This window comes from Rhizobium sp. CNPSo 3670 (assembly GCF_057784555.1).
The window spans coordinates 1-17,527 of record NZ_JBXSOL010000048.1 but is presented as its reverse complement, the minus strand read 5'-3'; the positions used below and the strand labels follow the sequence as shown (position 1 = coordinate 17,527).

The window sequence follows — 17,527 nt, the reverse complement described above, 5'->3', positions numbered from 1 at the left end:
GCGAAGATTAACAAAGACCGCCCGGCAGCAGGTACTGTGGGAATACTACAGCCGAAATTCTCGGCCGGATACAGGTGGGCATTACGACAAGCGCGCTTTCAGATCCTTGATCAGACCGTTCTGACAGTCGCATCCGGTACGGCGCAAGCCTCGCCGCCGCCGAAGAGGCGAGAACGGGTGAGAAAGCGTTTCTCGCGGCCGTTGTCGAGCGAGAACATGCCGCCGCGGCCCGGCACGACGTCGATGATGAGCTGCGTGTGTTTCCATGCCTCGAACTGGCTGGCGCTGATATAGACCGGCACGCCGCCGATCTCGCCGAGCTTGACGTCGCTGTCGCCGACCATGAATTCATTGGCAGGATAACACATCGGTGAAGAGCCGTCGCAGCAGCCGCCGGACTGATGGAAGAGGATATCGGGATGGTCCCGCTTGATTTCTGCAATCAGATCAAGGGCCGCATCGGTTGCGAGAACACGCGGTTCGCCGTCGACGGTCGTTTCCATGGTTCTTCCTCCTAAAGTTTGGGGGAAGAAAAAAAACCTCCCCGACCCCTCCCCACAAGGGGAGGGACTTAACTTGTTGAACTGCCTCGTTCTAAAAGCGATGTATCGCCTTGCTGAGACTTCGGTAGGGAAAGCTGGAGGAGCGGCATCATAAGCCGCTCCCCCTTGTGGGGAGGGGTTTTGAACCTCTCCCATATGAAAACATCTCAGAAGAAACCGAGCGCCTTCGGGCTGTAGCTGACCAGCATGTTCTTGGTCTGCTGGTAATGCTCGAGCATCATTTTGTGAGTTTCGCGACCGATGCCGGATTGCTTGTAGCCGCCGAAGGCGGCGTGGGCGGGGTAGGCATGGTAGCAGTTGGTCCAGACGCGGCCCGCCTGGATCTCGCGGCCGAAACGGTAGCAGCGATTGGCGTCGCGGCTCCAGACGCCGGCGCCGAGACCGTAGAGCGTGTCGTTGGCGATTTCGAGCGCCTCCTTCTCATCCTTGAAGGTTGCGACCGAGACCACAGGTCCGAAGATCTCCTCCTGGAACACCCGCATCTTGTTGTGGCCCTTGAAGATCGTCGGCTTGACGTAATAGCCGTTCGCCAATTCGCCGCCGAGATCGTTGCGCGAGCCGCCGGCCAGAACCTGGGCGCCTTCCTGCTTACCGATGTCGAGATAGGCGAGGATCTTCTCAAGCTGCTCCGTCGATGCCTGGGCGCCGATCATCGTTTCCGGATCGAGCGGGTTGCCCTGTTTGATCGCCTCGACGCGTTTGACCGCCTTTTCCATGAAGCGGTCGTAGATCGATTCCTGGACGAGGGCGCGGCTGGGACAGGTGCAGACTTCGCCCTGGTTGAGGGCGAACATCGCAAAGCCCTCGAGCGCCTTGTCGAGGAAATTGTCGTCGTCGGCCATCACATCGGCGAAGAAGATGTTCGGCGACTTGCCGCCGAGTTCCAGAGTGACCGGAATGAGGTTCTGGCTGGCATATTGCATGATCAGCCGGCCGGTCGTCGTTTCGCCGGTAAAGGCGATCTTGGCGATGCGGGGACTGGTCGCGAGCGGCTTGCCGGCCTCGATACCGAAGCCATTGACGATGTTGAGCACGCCGGGCGGCAGGACGTCGCCGACGAGTTCGGCCCAGAGCAGGATCGAAGCGGGGGTCTGTTCGGCCGGCTTCAGCACGACGCAGTTGCCGGCGGCAAGTGCCGGCGCCAGCTTCCACGTCGCCATGAGGATCGGGAAGTTCCAGGGAATGATCTGGCCGACGACGCCGAGCGGCTCGTGGAAGTGATAGGCGACGGTATCATGGTCGATCTCGCCGATCGAACCTTCCTGGGCGCGGATGCAAGAGGCGAAGTAGCGGAAGTGGTCGATCGCCAGCGGAATGTCGGCCGCCATGGTTTCGCGGATCGGCTTACCATTGTCCCAGGTCTCTGCCTGGGCAAGCAGTTCCAGCTTGTCTTCCATGCGCTGGGCGATCTTCATGAGGATATTGGAGCGCTCGGCGGCGGACGTCCGGCCCCATTTTTCCTTGGCCGCATGGGCCGCGTCGAGCGCGAGATTGATGTCTTTTTCATCGGAGCGTGGGATGTCGCAGAGTTTGCCGCCTGTGACCGGGGTCACGTTTTCAAAGTATCTGCCTTCGACCGGCTCGCGCCATTCGCCGCCGATATAGTTGCCGTATTTCAGCTTGAATGGCGATTCTACGATTTTCTGATGAAGCATGTCATCCTCCCTTGATGGTCCAGGTTCCCAAGCGAACCAGTGCGAGGAAAATGCGCATGTTTCAGCGGCCGGAACAGAGCATGTCATCCATATCGCAGTGCACACTGTCGCAGGGATGCGACAGGATCGTGTCGTGATTACCGCATGTCGATGGAACCTTCGTAGGCGTGCTCAGTGAAGGTCGAACTTCTTCATCTTTCGGTGCAGAGTGGCGCGACTGATCCCGAGTGCTGAGGCTGCCTGCGAAACGTTACCGCTAGTGCGCGACAGCGCGCGCAGCAAGGCTGCCTTCTCGGCTTCGATGATCTCCTCCTGCTGCGAGACCCCAGCCTCATGCAGGGCATCGGCGGCAGGGATGCCGGTGGCGATCCGCCTGTCGTCCAGTTGCAGCGCGATGCGGGCGGCGCGGGTTGCGCCGAGCACGAGGTCGTGCCGGTCGACAGCGAGCAGAGCGGCGGCGGAATTGGCGGGGCTCGGGACCATCAGGAAACGGGCGCCTGCAAAGGCCGAACGAAAGAGATTGAGTTCAATGCGCATGGCCGCATCGCGCACGGTCTGCGTCAGGATCGCCAAGGTCATCTCGTTTACGTCGTTGCGGCAGGTAGAGATATCAAGCGCCGCGGCCAACCGGCCACGGTGATCGCGGATCGGCGCCGTCGTGCAGCTGAGGCTGGTATTTGCGCAGAAGAAATGCTGATCGCGGAAAATGGCGACGGCGCGTTCATCGGCGAGCGCCGTGCCGATGCCGTTGGTGCCGATGCTCGCCTCGGTCCAGATTGAGCCGGTCCAGAGGCCGAGTTCGTGAAATTCCTTGTCGTCGCCGGCAGCCCCGCGGCGCTCCAGCGCAATGCCGTTCCTGTCCGTCAGAAGCAAGCAACAGCCGGCCTTGCCGACGGTGCTGAAGAGACGATCGAGCTCTTCCGTCGCGCTGGCAATCAGCTGCCCGGACTGCTCGCGGGCGCGCCGGAACTCCTCGTCGGTCAGGCGCAGCGGCGCCCGTTCGTCCTCGGGTGCGAGCTGGTGCATCGTCATGCACCGCCGCCAGGAGGCGACCACCGGAGAACTGGCGGCGGCGGAGTCGCGTTGGGCCGACGTGTAGACGTGCTCGGCATGTGCAGAGTGTTCGTGCATCGGCTCCTCCCACCGAAATTCAGCGCAGTCTGGTGGAAAAGCCGCGGGTTTGCAATCAGCCCGCACTTGGCGGTCCTCAATCCCCGACTCTTCCCGACGAAAGGACTGAATTCACATTTCGGTGTTCGTGCCGTCTTCGTGTAACAAAAGACTGCTCCTGTCCGTAGTTCTGTGCAGAAACGAAGTTTGCCGGCGAGGAAGAACCGACCATGTTGAACAGACGATTGTTGCTGATGGGCGCCGCTTTCGGAGCGATGGCAGTTCGCTTGGGCCTGATGGGTGAGGCGATCGCCGGCGAGACCTTCGCAGTGACGCACAGCGAGGCGAAATGGCGCAAGCTGCTGACGCCGGATCAGTATGCCGTCCTTCGCCAGGCGGGGACGGAGTCTCCCTTCACCAGCGCCTTGCTGCACGAGGAGCGGAACGGCAGGTTCGCCTGCGCCGGCTGCGACCAGAACCTGTTTTCCTCGGCGACCAAATTCAACAGCGGCACCGGCTGGCCGAGCTTCTGGGCGCCTCTTAAAGACGCCGTCGGCACGGAGCGCGACACCGGCTTAGGCATGACGCGGACCCGCTTGCATTGCAGCCGTTGCGGCGGCCATCTCGGTCATGTCTTTGATGACGGTCCGAAACCGACCGGGCTTCGCTACTGCATGAACGGTCTTGCCTTGACGTTTCATCCGGCCTCGGCCTGATCGGGGAACAGCTGTTGTCCCGATTCTGTTCTAGCGCCGCAACCAAGCCTCGATGCCGCGCCCAGCTGCACGGCCGGTCGCCAGACAGGCGGTGAGGAGATACCCGCCGGTCGGCGCCTCCCAGTCGAGCATCTCACCGGCGACGAAGGTGCCGGGCAGCGCCTTCAGCATGAAGTCTTCGTCGATGCTGGTCCAGCGGATGCCACCTGCAGAGGAGATCGCCTCGGCAATCGGCTTTGTATCGAGAACCGGTACCGGCAGAGCCTTGATCACGCCGGCGAGACGTTCGGGATCGGCTCGGTCGCGGTCCGGCGCGAGTTCGCGCAGCAATGCCGCCTTGACGCCTTCAAGCCCGGCACCCTTGCGCAGGCGGTTTGAAAAGCTCGACCTGGTGTCCTGCCGCGTCAAATCGCGCGCCAGCCTTTCGATCGTCCGGCCCGGGGCGAGGTCGAGCGTCAGAGTAGCGCTGCCGTGGTGCAGCAGCCGGTCGCGGAGGCTGGCCGCATGGGCGTAGACCAAGCTGCCTTCGATGCCGCTGCCGGTGATGACGAACTCGCCGGGAAAGGTGCCGGCTTCGGATGTGGCGGTGACCGACTTGACGGGCTCGCCGGCGAAACGCGCGCTGAAGCCGGCGCTCCAGTCGACGACGAAGCCACAATTGGCGGGCCGGAAAGCAGCAATCTCGACGCCCCTCTCGGCCAACCAGGGCAGCCAGGCGGCATCCGAGCCAAGGCGCGGCCAACTTGCGCCGCCAAGCGCCAGCAGGGCGGCGTCGCAATGGACGATGCTACGCCGTTCCGGCGTTTCGAAAACGTAACCGTCTTCGACAAGGCCGGTCCAGCGATGGCGGGTGCGCAACGCAACACCCCGCTCTTCAAGCCGCTTGAGCCAGGCACGCAGCAAAGGAGAAGCCTTCATCACCTTGGGGAAAACCCGGCCGGAGGAGCCGACGAAGGTCTCGGTGCCGAGCCCTGCGGCCCAATCCCTGATATCACCGGGAGTAAAGGCGTCGAGAGCGGGACGCAGACGGGCTGAAGCCGTTCCGAAGCGCGTAACGAAACGGGCATAATCCTCGGAATGGGTGATGTTGAGGCCCGATTTGCCGGCCAGCAGGAACTTGCGGGCGAAGGTCGGCATGGCGTCGTAGATCGCCACAGCATGGCCGGAGAGCGAAAGCAGCTCGGCAGCCGCAAGACCCGTGGGGCCGCCACCGATGATCGCAATCCGTTTCTGGCTCATGATGTCTTCGCCCGATTCCTTCCGGCGCAGTTTTGGCGCGGCCGCTGCTCACCTGCAAGGGTGCAGGTTCGTCAATGGTGAGAATGCGTGCATTGACCATGGTCGGCGAGAATCTCGATGACGCGGCACTGGTCGACGCGGCCGTGGCCGCAGCCCTCCACCATCATTTCCAGCTCGGCCTTCAAAGCCATCAGGCTGCGGATGCGCTGCTCAACCTCAACAAGGCGAGCCTTGGCGATGGCGTCGGCCGAGGCGCAGGACTGGTTCGGATCATCCTGCAGCGTGAGCAGCGTGCGGATTGCCTCGATCTCGAAACCAAGCTCGCGCGCGTGGCGGATGAAAGCGAGGCGGCTGATGTCGGCAGGTTCGAAGGATCGCTGGTTGCCTTCGCTGCGGCTCGGGGCCGCAAGCAGGCCGATGCTCTCGTAATAGCGCACCGTCGGCACCTTGACGCCGCTCCGGCGGGCCGCCTCGCCAATCGTGATCTTTTTCATGATTTTTCTCTTGCACCTCTAGTCGCTAGAGGATGTAGGAGGGATGCTTCTGTTTGACAAGGAAGCGGATATGGCTGAGACGAGCGAGACACGATACAGGGTCGGCGGCATGGATTGCGCCGCCTGCGCGAGCAAGATCGATACCGCAGTCAGGCGCATAGCGGGCGTTGCCGATGTCTCAGTCTCGGTGGTGACAGGCACCATGACCATCCGGCATGACGGCAGGAGCGATCTCAAGGCGGTCGAGAAGAAGGTGACGGGGCTTGGTTATTCCGTTTCGCCCTTTACCGGAAATGCGACGCCTGCGCGTGAAGACCGCCGGCACCATCATCACGATCATACCGCTCATGGCCATGGAGATCACGACCATGCCGGGCATGATCACGACCATGCCCATGACGAGAAGGAAATCGAAGGTCTGCATGGGCACGACCATGCGCCGATGGCCGGTCCCTGGTGGCAGAGCAAAAAGGGCCGGCTGACCATCTTCTCGGGTACGGCGCTGATTGCCGCCTATGCCGTCGGCCATCTCGTGCCGGCGATCGCATCCTATGCCTTCATCGTCGCCATCCTGGTCGGCCTGGTGCCGATCGCGCGCCGCGCCGTCATGGCGGCTCTCTCCGGCACGCCGTTTTCGATCGAGATGCTGATGACGATCGCCGCCGTCGGCGCTGTTATCATCAATGCCGGCGAGGAAGCGGCAACGGTCGTATTCCTGTTTCTCGTCGGCGAGTTGCTCGAAGGCGTGGCGGCGGGCAAGGCGCGTGAAAGCATACAATCGCTGACGGCCCTGGTGCCGAAGACTGCGCTGCTCGAAGACAATGGGCAGAAGCGAGAGGTGCCGGCTGAAAGCCTTGCCGTCGGCACGGTTATCATGGTTCGCCCCGGCGATCGCATCTCTGCCGACGGCGTCATCGTATCAGGCGAGAGCGCGATCGACGAGGCTCCGGTGACGGGCGAGAGCACGCCGGTGCGCAAGGGCGTCGACGCCGTGGTCTATGCCGGTACGGTCAATGGCGATGCGGTGCTGAGGGTTCGCGTCACGGCGGCTGCTGCCGACAATACCATCGCCCGCGTCGTCAAGCTGGTGGAAGAAGCGCAGGAATCGAAGGCGCCGACGGAGCGCTTCATCGAGCGGTTTTCGCGCTACTACACGCCGGGTGTGGTCGTCGTTGCCGCGCTGGTCGCGGTCGTTCCGCCGCTGTTCTTCGGCGGCGCGTGGAGTGAGTGGATCTACAAGGGTCTTGCCATCCTGCTGATCGGCTGCCCTTGCGCCCTCGTCATCTCGACGCCGGCGGCGATCGCGGCTTCGCTGTCGGCGGGCGCGAGGCGCGGGCTGCTGATGAAGGGCGGTGCGGTCCTGGAGACGCTCGGCAAGGTGACGATGGTCGCCTTCGACAAGACGGGCACGCTGACGGAAGGCAAGCCTCGGGTGACCGACATCCTTTCCTTTGGATTGGGTGAGGCGCAGCTCCTGTCGCGCGCGGCGGTGCTCGAGCAGGGCTCCAGCCATCCCCTGGCACAGGCGATTCTCCACCGCGCCAAGGCGGACAGCGTGCCCGTGCCACCCGCCTTCGAGCTGGAAGCGCTGCCGGGCAAGGGTGTCACCGGCAAAATCGGCGGCGAGGCAGTTGATCTCTTGTCGCCGCCCGCCGCCCGCGAGCGGGCGGCACTTGACGCGGAACAGGAGGCGCGTATTGCAGGGCTCAATGATGAGGGCAAGAGCGTGTCGGTGCTGCTCGTCAATGGCGCTGCGGCCGGCCTGATCGCCATGCGCGACGAGCCGCGCGAGGACGCCGCGGCCGGGCTCTCGGCGCTCAAATCGGCCGGGGTCAAGGCGATGATGCTGACCGGCGACAACAAGCGGACGGCGGCAGCCGTCGCAGACATGCTCGGCATCGACTGGCGGGGCGAGATGATGCCCGAGGACAAGCAGCGGGTCGTCGGCGAATTGAAGCGCAAGGGCTTCATAGTCGCCAAGGTCGGCGACGGCATCAACGACGCGCCGGCGCTCGCCGCCGCCGACATCGGTATCGCCATGGGCGGCGGCACCGATGTGGCGCTGGAGACGGCCGATGCCGCCGTGCTGCACGGGCGCGTTGGCGACGTGGCGCGAATGATCGCGCTTTCGCAGCGGACGATGCGCAATATCCTCGAGAATATCACCATTGCACTCGGGCTGAAGGCTGTCTTCCTGGTGACCACGATCATCGGGATCACCGGGCTCTGGCCGGCGATTCTCGCCGATACCGGAGCCACCGTGCTGGTTACGATCAACGCGCTCAGGCTGCTCCGCGTAGAGGAATAAATCCTTTCCTCTTCGGAGCGCCGATTAGGGCCGATCCGGAATCGAAAACCGCAGAGCCGGCTACAGGCCGGCTCTCGTCGTTCAGGCCTTCTCCACAGTTCGTTTTGTTTAAGCCTTCATTATCCATGTTTTTCACAGGAACGCAGTAATTTCAAACCTGCCGTAACGCAACGCACAAACCATCCGTTGACGTGAATTTCGATTCGCGTACTATATCTAGTGTTCAAGGTTCCTTCGATTCGTGAGGATCGTGGGCTAAGACGGGAATACGGTGCGTCTCGCCATGAGGGTGGGGCAAGGCCGGAGCTGCCCCCGCAACTGTGAGCGGAGAGCAACTGTCCGATTTCGGGTCACTGGGGCATGATACCTCGGGAAGGCTGGGCAGGTGCTTCGACCCGTGAGCCAGGAGACCTGCCTTGAATGAAACGTCCACGGGCGGGGTGTCCGGAAGGTCGCGTGCATGCAGCGGAATGATCCGCGGCTGTTGCGCTGCCCCGAACGACCGCATGAGCACTTCGGGGTTTGAAGTCATGTCGAGAGCATCAAGGCCGGCGCCCGCGCACATCCTGCGAGGGACCAAGTCAGGCGTTTAAAGCGCCAACCTTGCCAGATCACTATCAAGCATTTCCCCGGACGCCGCATGGCGCCCGATCCCAGTCCTGCGTCCTGAATTCATTGACTTCACGAGGAACATGATGAGCGTTACCGTTTACAGCAAGCCGGCCTGTGTCCAATGCACGGCCACTTACCGCGCCCTCGATCGCCTTGGCGTGGATTATGAGATCGTCGATATTTCCGAGGATGCCGAAGCGCTCGATCGCGTGCGTGGCATGGGCTACATGCAGGTTCCGGTCGTCGTTGCCGGCGAGCAGCATTGGGCGGGCTTCCGCCCCGACATGATCAGCGCGCTCTCCTGACCGGAGAAAAGCGGTGGGGCTGATCGTCTATTATTCCAGCCGATCCGGGAACACCCATCGTTTCGTCGAGAAGCTGGGATTGCGCGCGGCGCGCATCCCCCTCGGCGCTGAGGCCATCCACATTCGCGAACCCTATGTGCTGATCTCGCCTACCTATTGCGGAAACGGCGGTAAAGGGGCCGTGCCCGAGCAGGTGATCCGCTTCCTCAACGAGGCGGAAAACCGCTCCAACATCCGCGGCGTGATTGCTGCGGGCAACAGCAATTTCGGCGAGACCTATGGCCTCGCCGGCGATGTCATCTCGAAGAAGTGCCAGGTGCCGTACCTCTACAGGTTCGAGCTCCTGGGAACTGCCGAGGATATCGCCAATGTCAAAGACGGGATGGGACGATTTTGGACACGGGAACACATCTGACGCGGGACGCGGGCGCAAAACCGCTGAAAGCGGCCGAAACACTCGACTATCATGCACTGAACGCGATGCTGAACCTCTACGACGACGAGGGAAAGATCCAGCTCGACAAGGATCGCATGGCGGCCAGGCAATATTTCCTGCAGCATGTGAACCAGAACACCGTGTTCTTTCACAATCTTCGGGAAAAGCTCGATTACCTCGTCACGGAGGGCTATTACGAGCAGGAGGTTCTCGACCAGTATTCCTTCAATTTCGTCCGCGACCTGTTCGATCAGGCCTATGCCAGGAAATTCCGGTTTCCTACCTTCCTCGGGGCTTTCAAATATTACACCAGCTATACGCTGAAGACCTTCGACGGAAAGCGATATCTCGAGCGCTACGAAGACCGCATCTGCATGGTGGCGCTGGCTTTGGCGCGCGGCGATGAGGCCCTTGCTCGCGACATAGTCGACGAGATCATTTCCGGCCGCTTCCAGCCGGCAACGCCCACCTTCCTCAATGCCGGCAAGAAGCAGCGCGGCGAACTCGTTTCCTGTTTCCTGCTGCGCGTCGAGGACAACATGGAATCGATCGGCCGGTCGATCAATTCGGCGCTGCAGTTGTCGAAACGCGGCGGCGGCGTGGCCCTGTCGCTGACCAATATCCGCGAGGCGGGCGCGCCGATCAAGCAGATCGAAAACCAGTCCTCCGGCATCATCCCCGTCATGAAGCTCCTGGAAGACAGCTTCTCCTATGCCAATCAGCTCGGTGCGCGGCAGGGGGCGGGTGCGGTTTATCTGAACGCCCATCATCCCGATATCATGCGCTTTCTCGACACCAAGCGTGAAAACGCCGATGAGAAAATCCGCATCAAGACGCTGTCGCTCGGCGTTGTCGTGCCCGACATCACCTTCGAACTCGCCAAGAACAATGAGGACATGTACCTGTTCTCGCCCTACGACGTGGAACGGGTCTACGGCGTGCCTTTCACCGAGATTTCGGTGACGGAGAAGTACCGGGAAATGGTGGCGGACGCCCGCATCTCGAAGAAGAAGATCAAGGCGCGCGAATTCTTCCAGGTGATCGCCGAAATCCAGTTCGAAAGCGGCTACCCCTACATCATGTTCGAGGACACGGTGAACCGCTCGAACCCGATTGCCGGGCGCATCTCCATGAGCAACCTATGCTCGGAGATCCTGCAGGTGAGCGAGGCGAGCGACTATTATGACGACCTTTCCTACAAGCATCTCGGCAAGGATATTTCCTGCAATCTCGGCTCCCTGAACATTGCTGCGGCGATGGATTCGACCGACTTCGGCAAGACGATCGAGACCTCGATCCGGGCGCTGACAGCGGTGTCCGATATGAGCCATATCTCCTCAGTTCCTTCGATCGAGAAAGGCAATGACGAGAGCCATGCGATCGGCCTCGGGCAGATGAACCTGCACGGATACCTCGCCCGCGAACGCATCTTCTATGGCTCTGAGGAAGGCGTCGATTTCACCAATATCTATTTCTATGCGGTGACCTACCACGCGCTGCGTGCCTCCAATCGTCTGGCGGTCGAGCGTGGTGTAAGCTTCAAGGGGTTCGAGAATTCGAAATACGCTTCAGGTGACTATTTCGACAAATATACCGAGCAGGAATGGAAGCCGACCACCGAAAAGGTGCAGGCGTTGTTCGACAAATCGGGCATCCATATTCCGACACAGCAAGACTGGGTGGCGCTGAAAAAGGCGGTGATGGCCTCAGGCCTCTATAACCAGAACCTGCAGGCGGTGCCGCCGACGGGCTCGATCTCCTATATCAACCACTCGACTTCCTCGATCCATCCGATCGTCTCGAAGATCGAGATCCGCAAGGAAGGAAAGATCGGCCGCGTCTATTATCCGGCGCCGTTCATGACCAATGACAATCTCGACTACTATCAGGACGCCTACGAGATCGGGCCGGAGAAGATCATCGACACCTATGCGGCAGCAACCCAGCATGTCGACCAAGGCCTGTCGCTGACCCTGTTCTTCCGTGATACGGCGACGACACGCGACATCAATAGGGCGCAGATTTACGCCTGGAAGAAGGGCATCAAGACGATCTACTACATCCGCCTTCGCCAGATGGCGCTGTCGGGGACCGAAGTGCAGGGCTGCGTGTCTTGTACGCTGTGATTTGATTTCGGCCGCGTGCCTTTGAGCAAATGGCCCACTCATTCGCCTGCCGGCACCGGCCGGGGTCGAGCCACGGGTCTCGACCCGTCCTTCGGACCCCCGATGGGGAGAAGACATTTGCGGCGGACGCCACATCCCCTCTCCCCTCGGGAGAGGGCAGGGTGAGGGGCTCCGAGCGCCATCAGATATTGGAAGGACAAATCATCATGAACATCGCCGTAACGCCAATCAGCCGCGTGCGCGCCATCAACTGGAATCGCATCGAGGACGACAAGGATCTCGAGGTCTGGAATCGCCTCACCGGCAATTTCTGGCTGCCGGAAAAGGTGCCGCTGTCGAACGACATCCCTTCCTGGGCGACGCTGACGGCGGCCGAGCAGCAGCTGACCATTCGGGTCTTCACCGGATTGACGCTGCTCGACACGATTCAGAACGGAGTCGGCTCCATCAGGTTGATGGAGGATGCGGCGACGCCGCATGAGGAGGCAGTGCTTTCCAACATCTCCTTCATGGAAGCGGTGCATGCCCGTTCCTATTCCTCGATCTTCTCTACGCTGTGCTCGACGCCTGATGTCGATGATGCCTATCGCTGGTCCGAGGAGAATGAATTTCTTCAGCGCAAATCAGCGCTGGTCATGGAGCAATATGCCTCCGGCGACCCTTTGAAGAAGAAGGTCGCCAGCGTCTTCCTGGAAAGTTTTCTGTTCTATTCCGGCTTCTATCTGCCGATGTACTGGTCGAGCCGCGCCAAACTCACCAACACGGCCGATATGATCCGGCTCATCATCCGGGACGAGGCGGTGCACGGCTATTATATTGGTTACAAATTTCAGCGCGGGCTGGAACGGCTTTCCGAAGAGCGCCGTCAGGAGATCAAAGATTTCGCCTTCGACCTGCTGCTCGACCTCTACGATAACGAGGCGAGATATACCGAAGCGCTCTATGACGGAGTCGGACTGAGCGAGGACGTCAAGAAGTTCCTCCACTACAATGCCAACAAGGCGCTGATGAACCTCGGCTACGAAGCACTGTTTCCGGCCGAAGCCTGCAAGGTCAATCCGGCGATCTTGTCGGCGCTGTCGCCGAATGCCGACGAGAACCACGACTTCTTCTCCGGCTCGGGGTCCTCCTATGTCATCGGCAAGGCCGTGGCCACCGAAGACGAGGACTGGGATTTCTGAGACTTAATTGCAGTCTCCCCTTATCATTTGCTTCGCCATCGACCACATTCACGGAAAATGAATTCGGTGTTCGTCGGTGATGCGGCGTAGTGGGGTTTCGATGTCTTCTTTTTTGAACAACGCCGGGGCTGCCGTTGAAACGGATGACGGCGCCTGGCCGATCCGCCGGAGGCGGATCCTCGACTGGCTGGTGAACGAGACGCGCGGCGAGCGCTTCATCGACAACATCCTGGTGGCAATGTGCGAGAAGCTTTTGGCAGCGGGGGTGCCGGTGGCGCGCGCGACGCTGCATTTCAGGACTAACCATCCGCAATGGATCGGCGCCCGCATTCTTTGGAAAGAGGGCATGGCGGAAGCGAAAATCGACACATTCGCCTATGGCGTCGAAACCACGCCGGAATTCTTGAAGAGCCCGGTCAACGCGATCCATCAGGGTGCGGAGGAGTTTCGCAAACAGTTGGAAGGTGCAGCCGAAGACGACGAAGATAGTCTCTTTCAGGAATTGCGCGACGACGGCCTCACGGAATACATCGCCTGGCCGATCGAGCATACTTTCGGGAAACGTCACGTCGTGACATTTTCCACATCCCAGCCGGGTGGTTTTACGGGCGAGCATACTGATTTCCTGCGCGATCTCCTGCCGGCGCTGACCCTGGTCAGCGAGATCAGGCTGAAGAACATCATGGCACGCACGCTGCTGCAGACCTATGTGGGACCGCACGCGAGCGAGCATATCCTGTCAGGTGTCACGACCCGCGGCAGCGGCGCGACCGTCGGCGCGGCCATCATGATCTGCGATCTGCGCGATTTTACGGCGATCTCCGATCTCTGGCCGCGTGATGACGTCATCCACCTGCTGAACGATTATTTCGACGCCATGTCGGATCCGATCGAACGACATGGCGGGGAAATCCTGAAGTTCATGGGAGACGGGCTGCTGGCGATCTTCCCGCTAGCCAAGGAGACGGCCTGCCTCGATCTGCTGCAGGCGATCCGCGAAGGGCAGGCGTCGATGGCCGAGCTGAACGAGGAGCACCTGCGCACGGGACGGGAACCGCTGCGCTACGGCGTCGGTGTGCATGTCGGCGACGTCATGTACGGCAATATCGGCTCGCGCCGGCGGCTGGATTTCACCGTCATCGGCCCGGCGGTCAATGTCGCCTCGAGGCTGGAAAGCCTGACCAAGGAGGTCAAGCGACCGGTGCTCTTGTCGCGGGCCTTCGTCGAAATGGCGGGCTGCGCCAAAGACATGGACAGTCTCGGCACCTTCCCGTTGCGCGGGCTCGGAGAGCCTGTCGATGTCTTTGCTTTTCCGGAGCGGTAGGCTCAGGCAGTGTCAGACGCCGCGCTTGTTTCCCCAAAGCAACACGTGCAGCTGCGGCAGGACGCGCGGCGCAAACCATTGGTCGACTGTCACCTTCTCGACAAGCCAATGCATGCGATCCATCACGCCGTCGATATCGATGCGCGCGTCGTCGTCATCGGGGGGCGGTGGTGTATGGTTGCCCGGCTGAAGGTACAAGGGAATATAGGGATAGCGCTCGCCCGCCTCTCGGGCGAACGCATAATCGGCATCGTTGAAGACGACGATTTTCAAAGCGATCTCCGGTCTGCCGGCGGACAGCCGAAGACAATTGTCGACCTGCTCCCAGTCTGTCTGCATTCCGCTCGACGGCGGCTTGGGACTCAAGACCAGCGTATCGAGATCGCTAAACCAGTTCCGGGCGACACTTCCCTGGGTTTCCAGCGCGAAGCGGTATCCCTTGGCATGGCCGAGTTCGATCAGCGGCCCCAGCGGCTGGATCGCCGGATTGCCCCCCGAAAGGGAAACCGTCAGCGGTCTGCTTCCGGAAAGCCTGGTGACCTCCTGCCAGATCGCCTCGACAGACATCGGCATCCATTGATCCCGGAACGCGCTATCGACTGCATGAAGGCTATCGCACCAGGAGCAGCGGTAATCGCAGCCGCCCGTCCTGACGAATACCGTCGGCAGACCGATCAATGCGCCTTCGCCCTGTATGGTCGGACCGAAGATCTCGCTGACGCGGATGGTCTCCGCGCTCATGGTCTGTACTCCGCCCAGGTCTTCGGCGTTTCGCTGACGCGGACGGACGAAGTCTCGGGGAAGCGCTGCTTGCACCAGTCGTAGAAGTGCTTGGCCAGGAACTCGGAGGTGACTTTCGAATGACCGAACACGTCGTTCAGATGTCGATGATCGAGAGTCTCGTCGATATAGCTTTTGAGCGGCGAGAGGTCGTGATAGTCGCGAACGAAGCCGTCGTCATTCAGGGTTTCGGCAGAAAGTTCGATGACGACGATATAGTTGTGACCGTGGAGCCGGGCACATTGATGATTGGCCGGCAGATGATCCAACTGATGCGAGGCGGAGAGATGAAATTCCTTGGTGATGCGGTACATCAACGCACCTCCGTCGCGGCAAATTGCGACACCGCCGCTTTCCAGAAGTCGCGATCCTCGTATTCCGTCGGATCGGCGACACCGGCAAGGTGGAAGGCTTCGCGGCGTTCGACGCAGGTTCCACAGCGCCCGCAATGGAGACTGCCGCCCTTGTAACAGGACCAGGTTTCCGCGAAAGGCGTGCCGTGTTTTGCGCCATCGGCCACGATGTCAGTCTTGGAAATCTCGACATAGGGTGCGAGCAGCTTGACGCTGGCATAACCGTCCAGCGCTTCGTTCTGCATCCGCTGGAAAGCATCGATAAAGCCGGGCCGGCAGTCGGGATAGATGAAGTGATCGCCGCCATGCACGGCGACGGCGACCGCATCCGCTTTCTGCGCGGCGGCCAGGCCGAAGGCGATGGCCAGCATGATGGCATTGCGGTTGGGTACCACGGTGGCCTTCATTGTTTCCTCGGCGTAGTGGCCGTCCGGAACCTCGACATTGTCGGTCAGGGCCGATCCGCTGAGATGGCCGCCGATGGCGGCGATGTCGATAATATGATGGGGGACGGCAAGGCGCGCGGCGCATCGGGCGGCAAAGTCGAGTTCCTTGCGATGCCGCTGGCCATAGTCGAAGGAGACGAGACCGATAAGCTGCTCTTCCGCCGCCATCCTGTGGGCAAGCGAAACGGAGTCGAGTCCGCCGGAGCAGACGACGATGGTTTTCATATTTTGGATTCCCTTGTTTTGACCGGGTGGGCTGCGACCGGATTACACGCGCGCTTCTACGCCAAATCACGCTTCATGAAAACAGTTTTAGCGTTGACCGATCGGAAAGTTGATCTGCGGCGGCAGAAGAAGCTGCAAATTCTCCGCGTCGGGATTGTTGATGCGATGCAGCAGCATGCGGCCGAGATCCTCTCCCGCCGCCGTCAGATCCTCATGGATCGTATCGACCTTCGGCTGCAACTGAGTGAGAAGGCGCGATGTCTCCTTGGCGACGATATCGTAGTCGGCCGCGAGCGTCTGCCCGGCATCGCTCATGCCGCTGATGACGGCAAGCGCCGAAACTTCGCCGGGGCAGATGAAACCATCGGGAGCCCCCGGCGCGGCGGCGCGGCCGCGGATGAAGTCGCGCAGCACATCCGCCGGCGTGTCGAGGTCGACGGTCTCGGGGATTTCATAGGCGACGCCGGCCTGCCGTACCGCCGTCATGAAGCCGTGCAGGATATGTTGGCAGAAGGTCAGCCGTTTCGGCGGCAGGATCACCGCCACCTTGGTGCGGCCCTTGGCGATCAGCCGGCGTGTCGCTTCATAGGCAAAGGTGAAGTTGTCGTAGTCGACATAGGGATGCCGCGTCGAAAATTCCGTGCGGCCGTGACAGATGAAGGGAAAGCCGGTTTCGAGCAACAGGCGGACGCGGGCATCGAGCGGCTCGGTCCGGGTGAAGATCAGCCCGTCGGCAAGGTGGTTGCGGATGATGTATTCGGCGGCTTCGACATTGGTTGTCGACAGGAAGTTCGGAGCGACGACAAGATGGTAGGACGTCTCTTTCAGCGCCTTGGCAATGCCGTACATGATCGAGGTGCTGAAGCCGACCACCTCCTCGTGGGAATCAAGCAGGATGGCGACGACGTTGGTGCGGCCTGTCTTCAGACGCTGCGCCGCCCGATCCGGGAGATAGCCGATTTCGCGGGCGATGCGGTGCACCCGTTGGCGGGTCTCGAGCGAAATCTGCGGCGCATCGGAAAGCGCGCGCGACACCGTTGTCACCGCAAGGCCGGCAATCGAGGCGATCGTTCGCAAGGTCGGCTTGCCGCGCTTGGGCTTAATATCAACATTTTCGCCGCGATGCGGCCGGGACGGTTCGGTCACTCTAGGCTTTCCATGCTGGAATTGCCGATACAATAACATGATGACTCGGGTTCGCAATCCGAGGAATGAAAACGTTTTAAATTTTAACACCTCATTATCCTTTCGGATTATTTGACTACAATTCAACGTGTTATGCGAATAAGCATATTTTTCTCGAGTGTCGAGAAAGGGCTTGACGACCAAAGGCTTATAACGTTTTAAATTGTTAACCGCGCGGAGGAGCGCGGCTTCATGCCGACCGCCGCAATGGCGGGACGCTCTGGTGGCGGGGAGGGTCCCGCCGCCGATTTCAAACGGGAGGAAATTCATGCGCAAATTCATGAGCTCGGCAGCTGTCGCTGTCGTGATGCTGGCTGGTTTGGGTGCGGCGCAGGCCGCCGACGTGAAGGAAGTGCAGATGCTGCACTGGTGGACGTCTGGCGGCGAGGCGGCCGCGTTGAACGTTCTTAAGGAGGATCTTGCGAAGGAAGGCTTTGCCTGGAAGGACGTTCCGGTAGCCGGCGGCGGC

Annotated in this window: 16 protein-coding genes, 1 pseudogene and 1 riboswitch; of the genes and pseudogenes, 8 read left to right on the top strand and 9 right to left on the bottom strand. The window is 61.0% G+C overall.

Annotated features, from left to right (window positions below):
- Positions 1–110: 110 nt before the first annotated feature.
- The 3 genes from AC13QO_RS27690 to AC13QO_RS27680 form a co-directional block, all read right to left on the bottom strand.
- Positions 111–503 carry a DUF779 domain-containing protein gene (locus AC13QO_RS27690; RefSeq protein WP_085779591.1) on the bottom strand — a complete coding sequence of 131 codons (393 nt, stop codon included), beginning with the start codon at positions 501–503 and terminating at the stop codon, positions 111–113.
- A gap of 206 nt (positions 504–709) precedes the next feature.
- Positions 710–2,218, bottom strand: a complete 1,509-nt coding sequence (adh, locus tag AC13QO_RS27685; protein WP_488542499.1) for an aldehyde dehydrogenase — start codon at positions 2,216–2,218, stop codon at positions 710–712.
- A gap of 171 nt (positions 2,219–2,389) precedes the next feature.
- Complete coding sequence (locus AC13QO_RS27680) at positions 2,390–3,349, bottom strand: helix-turn-helix domain-containing protein (RefSeq protein ID WP_285196179.1); 960 nt, start codon at positions 3,347–3,349, stop codon at positions 2,390–2,392.
- A gap of 209 nt (positions 3,350–3,558) precedes the next feature.
- Here AC13QO_RS27680 and msrB point away from each other — a divergent pair, with 209 nt between their 5' ends.
- Positions 3,559–4,044, top strand: coding sequence for a peptide-methionine (R)-S-oxide reductase MsrB (gene msrB / locus AC13QO_RS27675; protein WP_488542498.1), 486 nt, complete (start codon positions 3,559–3,561; stop codon positions 4,042–4,044).
- Between the two features lie 30 nt (positions 4,045–4,074).
- On the opposite strand, the gene AC13QO_RS27670 is transcribed toward msrB, so the two are convergent.
- Together AC13QO_RS27670 and AC13QO_RS27665 are read right to left on the bottom strand one after the other, a co-directional pair.
- Positions 4,075–5,283 carry a TIGR03862 family flavoprotein gene (locus tag AC13QO_RS27670; protein ID WP_488542497.1) on the bottom strand — a complete coding sequence of 403 codons (1,209 nt, stop codon included), beginning with the start codon at positions 5,281–5,283 and terminating at the stop codon, positions 4,075–4,077.
- 71 nt (positions 5,284–5,354) lie between these two features.
- Positions 5,355–5,777 (bottom strand): MerR family transcriptional regulator, encoded by a 423-nt coding sequence (locus AC13QO_RS27665; protein ID WP_085779586.1) that lies wholly within the window; start codon positions 5,775–5,777, stop codon positions 5,355–5,357.
- Between the two features lie 70 nt (positions 5,778–5,847).
- Between AC13QO_RS27665 and AC13QO_RS27660 the strand changes: the two genes are divergently transcribed.
- From AC13QO_RS27660 to AC13QO_RS27635, 6 genes are all read left to right on the top strand, one after another.
- Positions 5,848–8,085 (top strand): heavy metal translocating P-type ATPase, encoded by a 2,238-nt coding sequence (locus AC13QO_RS27660; RefSeq protein WP_488542496.1) that lies wholly within the window; start codon positions 5,848–5,850, stop codon positions 8,083–8,085.
- A 209-nt stretch (positions 8,086–8,294) separates the two neighbouring features.
- Positions 8,295–8,518: riboswitch (cobalamin riboswitch) on the top strand.
- Positions 8,519–8,780: 262 nt separating this feature from the next.
- Positions 8,781–9,002: a glutaredoxin-like protein NrdH gene (gene nrdH, locus AC13QO_RS27655; RefSeq protein WP_085779585.1), complete on the top strand. Its 222-nt coding sequence runs from the start codon at positions 8,781–8,783 to the stop codon at positions 9,000–9,002.
- Positions 9,003–9,015: 13 nt separating this feature from the next.
- On the top strand, positions 9,016–9,417 hold the full coding sequence (gene nrdI, locus AC13QO_RS27650) for a class Ib ribonucleoside-diphosphate reductase assembly flavoprotein NrdI (protein WP_488542495.1): 402 nt from the start codon (positions 9,016–9,018) through the stop codon (positions 9,415–9,417).
- Positions 9,396–11,564, top strand: a complete 2,169-nt coding sequence (nrdE, locus tag AC13QO_RS27645) for a class 1b ribonucleoside-diphosphate reductase subunit alpha (protein ID WP_488542494.1) — start codon at positions 9,396–9,398, stop codon at positions 11,562–11,564. The genes nrdI and nrdE overlap by 22 nt, the downstream gene beginning before the upstream one ends.
- Before the next feature lie 206 nt (positions 11,565–11,770).
- Entirely contained in the window at positions 11,771–12,745 is a 975-nt protein-coding gene (nrdF, locus tag AC13QO_RS27640) for a class 1b ribonucleoside-diphosphate reductase subunit beta (RefSeq protein ID WP_085780203.1), read from the top strand.
- Between the two features lie 100 nt (positions 12,746–12,845).
- Positions 12,846–14,069 (top strand): adenylate/guanylate cyclase domain-containing protein, encoded by a 1,224-nt coding sequence (locus tag AC13QO_RS27635; RefSeq protein WP_488542493.1) that lies wholly within the window; start codon positions 12,846–12,848, stop codon positions 14,067–14,069.
- A 12-nt stretch (positions 14,070–14,081) separates the two neighbouring features.
- Here the strand turns inward: AC13QO_RS27635 and queE are convergent, their stop codons facing one another.
- The 4 genes from queE to AC13QO_RS27615 all read right to left on the bottom strand — a co-directional run bounded on the left by queE (position 14,082) and on the right by AC13QO_RS27615 (position 17,019).
- Positions 14,082–14,810, bottom strand: a complete 729-nt coding sequence (gene queE / locus AC13QO_RS27630) for a 7-carboxy-7-deazaguanine synthase QueE (RefSeq protein ID WP_488542492.1) — start codon at positions 14,808–14,810, stop codon at positions 14,082–14,084.
- The gene (gene queD, locus AC13QO_RS27625) at positions 14,807–15,163 is read right to left on the bottom strand and encodes a 6-carboxytetrahydropterin synthase QueD (RefSeq protein ID WP_097601761.1); all 357 of its coding nucleotides are present in this window, start codon (positions 15,161–15,163) and stop codon (positions 14,807–14,809) included. The genes queE and queD overlap by 4 nt, the downstream gene beginning before the upstream one ends.
- A complete protein-coding gene (gene queC / locus AC13QO_RS27620; RefSeq protein WP_097601762.1) occupies positions 15,163–15,873 on the bottom strand; it encodes a 7-cyano-7-deazaguanine synthase QueC in 711 nt (236 codons plus the stop codon). The genes queD and queC overlap by 1 nt, the downstream gene beginning before the upstream one ends.
- 87 nt (positions 15,874–15,960) lie before the next feature.
- Complete coding sequence (locus AC13QO_RS27615) at positions 15,961–17,019, bottom strand: LacI family transcriptional regulator (protein ID WP_488542491.1); 1,059 nt, start codon at positions 17,017–17,019, stop codon at positions 15,961–15,963.
- Between the two features lie 307 nt (positions 17,020–17,326).
- Between AC13QO_RS27615 and AC13QO_RS27610 the strand changes: the two are divergent.
- A pseudogene (locus tag AC13QO_RS27610) lies at positions 17,327–17,527 on the top strand (sugar ABC transporter substrate-binding protein); the annotation flags it as partial.